Consider the following 2861-nt stretch of genomic DNA (forward strand, 5'->3'; position numbering starts at 1 on the left):
CTGACCTCGGTCAACGGCGCGCGTGCCGACCTGGGTGCGGTGCAGAACCGCTTCACCTCGGTGGTCGCCAACCTGCAGACCAGCTCCGAGAACCTGGCCGCCTCGCGCAGCCGCATCCGCGATACCGACTTCGCCAAGGAAACCGCCGAACTGACCCGCACCCAGATCCTGCAGCAGGCCGGTACGGCCATGCTGGCCCAGGCCAACCAGGTGCCGCAGAACGTGATGTCCCTGCTGCGTTAAGCCGCTGAACGGCATCGGGCGGACGACACTCTCCCCGCCCGCCTGATGCCCACCTTTCCAACGCCTTGAGGAACCCTCCATGGCACAAGTCATCAACACCAACACGATGTCGCTCAACGCTCAGCGCAACCTGAGCACCAGCGGCGCCTCGCTGGCCACCACCATCCAGCGCCTCTCGTCCGGCCTGCGCATCAACAGCGCCAAGGACGACGCGGCCGGTCTGGCCATCTCCGAACGCTTCAGCACGCAAATCCGCGGCCTGGACGTCGCCGTCCGCAACGCGAACGACGGCATCTCGCTGGCCCAGGTCGCCGAAGGTTCGCTGACCGAAATCGGCAACAACCTGCAGCGCATCCGTGAGCTGTCGGTGCAGTCGGCCAACGCGACGAACTCCTCGTCCGACCGCGCCGCGCTGAATGCCGAAGTCAAGCAGCTGACCGCCGAAATCGACCGCGTCGCCAAGCAGTCCGAGTTCAACGGCACCAAGCTGCTGGACGGTTCGTTCTCCAGCCAGCTGTTCCAGGTCGGCGCCAACGCCGGCCAGGCCATCGCCATCGACAAGACCGTCGATGCCAAGGCCAATGCACTAGGCGGCGCGATGTTCGCCACCGCCACCTTCACCACCGCGACGCCTGCCGACGGCGTCACCGCGCTGAAGATCGAAGGCCTGCAGCTGACCAACGCCGACGGCGCCACGGTTACCATCGACACCGTCGACGTGGCCGCGCAGGGCACCGCCGCGGGTACGCGCGACGCCGCCGCAAAGGCGCTGGTCACCGCCATCAACGCCAAGGTCGGCGAGACCGGCGTGCTGGCCGAACTGGGCAACACCGGTGCGGTCAACCTGACCTCGGTCAAGGACAGCGTGGGCACCAATGGTGCGTTCAAGGGCATCGCCATCGAAACCGGCACCTGGACGGGCGGCACCGCGCCGGCCGACGTCGCGGCCAGCACGACGGCCACGACCAAGCAGTACGCGGCCAACCTGGACATCAGTTCGGTGAAGGGTGCGCAGCAGGCGCTGGAAATCGTCGACAAGGCGCTGACCGCCGTCAACGGTGCGCGCGCCGACCTGGGTGCGGTGCAGAACCGCTTCACCTCGGTGGTCGCCAACCTGCAGACCAGCTCTGAGAATCTGGCCGCCTCGCGCAGCCGCATCCGCGACACCGACTTCGCCAAGGAAACCGCCGAACTGACCCGCACCCAGATCCTGCAGCAGGCCGGCACGGCCATGCTGGCCCAGGCCAACCAGGTGCCGCAGAACGTGATGTCGCTGCTCCGCTAAACCGTTTCGCAGGAATCGTCGCCTGGTGCAGGCGTCCCGGATGGATTCGTCTCCCTCCGATTGACGCCGGGAGGAAGGGTTCGACCCTTCCTCCGCCCTCCACCGGTTTGGTGGCGGGCGCCGGGCGTTCCTCTCCGCCCCACGCTCCACGCATCACCCTCCCTTTCTCCAGGACCCCGTCATGGCACAGGTCATCAATACCAACACGATGTCGCTCAACGCTCAGCGCAACCTGAGCAGCAGCGGCGCCTCGCTGGCCACCACCATCCAGCGCCTCTCGTCCGGCCTGCGCATCAACAGCGCGAAGGACGACGCCGCCGGTCTGGCCATCTCCGAGCGCTTCTCCACCCAGATCCGCGGCCTCGACGTCGCGGTCCGCAACGCGAACGACGGCATCTCGCTGGCCCAGGTCGCCGAAGGTTCGCTGACCGAAATCGGCAACAACCTGCAGCGTATCCGTGAGCTGTCGGTGCAGTCGGCCAACGCGACGAACTCCTCGTCCGACCGCGCCGCGCTGAATGCCGAAGTCAAGCAGCTGGCATCGGAAATCGACCGCGTCGCCAAGCAGTCGGAGTTCAACGGCACCAAGCTGCTGGACGGTTCGTTCTCCAGCCAGCTGTTCCAGGTCGGCGCCAACGCCGGCCAGGCCATCGCCATCGACAAGGTGGTCGATGCCCGCTCGCAGTCGCTGGGCAACATCAAGTTCGCCGCCGATGTCACCGGCACCGCAATCGCCGATGCAGGCGCCGACGGCAGCATCGCCGGCCTGACCATCAACGCGATCGCGATCGACACCGTCGCTTACACCAACGGCACCAGCGGCGACGACATCGCCAAGACGCTGGCGACCGCGATCAACGCGAAAATGGGCGAGACCGGCGTGTACGCGTCGGTGACCGCCGACCAGGTGACCCTGAACTCGGTGAAGGCAGGCAAGGACCTGGTGGTGGGTGGCACGGTGACCGGATCGGGCCTGACGGCCGCTACGACCACCGCCGCAGCGACCGCCACGGCCTCGTTCGTCAAGGACCTGGACATCACCTCGGTGGAAGGCGCACAGAAGGCTCTGGAAATCGTCGATTCCGCGCTGACCTCGGTCAACGGCGCGCGTGCCGACCTGGGTGCGGTGCAGAACCGCTTCACCTCGGTGGTCGCCAACCTGCAGACCAGCTCCGAGAACCTGGCCGCCTCGCGCAGCCGCATCCGCGATACCGACTTCGCCAAGGAAACCGCCGAACTGACCCGCACCCAGATCCTGCAGCAGGCCGGTACGGCCATGCTGGCCCAGGCCAACCAGGTGCCGCAGAACGTGATGTCCCTGCTGCGTTAAGCC

3 protein-coding genes are annotated in these 2861 nt (G+C 67.0%); all 3 read left to right on the forward strand.

The window, feature by feature from the left end; translation table 11 throughout:
• Positions 1-243: flagellin (locus AC04MD_RS20200; protein WP_475498983.1), on the forward strand; the 243-nt coding region annotated here is incomplete at its 5' end.
• A gap of 79 nt (positions 244-322) precedes the next feature.
• Complete coding sequence (locus tag AC04MD_RS20205) at positions 323-1528, forward strand: flagellin (protein ID WP_475498984.1); 1206 nt, start codon at positions 323-325, stop codon at positions 1526-1528.
• Between the two features lie 181 nt (positions 1529-1709).
• A complete protein-coding gene (locus tag AC04MD_RS20210) occupies positions 1710-2858 on the forward strand; it encodes a flagellin (RefSeq protein ID WP_475498985.1) in 1149 nt (382 codons plus the stop codon).
• Positions 2859-2861 lie beyond the last annotated feature (3 nt).

This window comes from Pseudoxanthomonas sp. LjRoot206 (assembly GCF_056175725.1).

Excerpts from the sequence above, each read along its gene's own strand:
- AC04MD_RS20205 (WP_475498984.1), top strand. The coding sequence starts at position 323 with ATGGCACAAGTCATCAACACCAACACGATGTCGCTCAACGCTCAGCGC.
- AC04MD_RS20210 (WP_475498985.1), top strand. The coding sequence starts at position 1,710 with ATGGCACAGGTCATCAATACCAACACGATGTCGCTCAACGCTCAGCGC.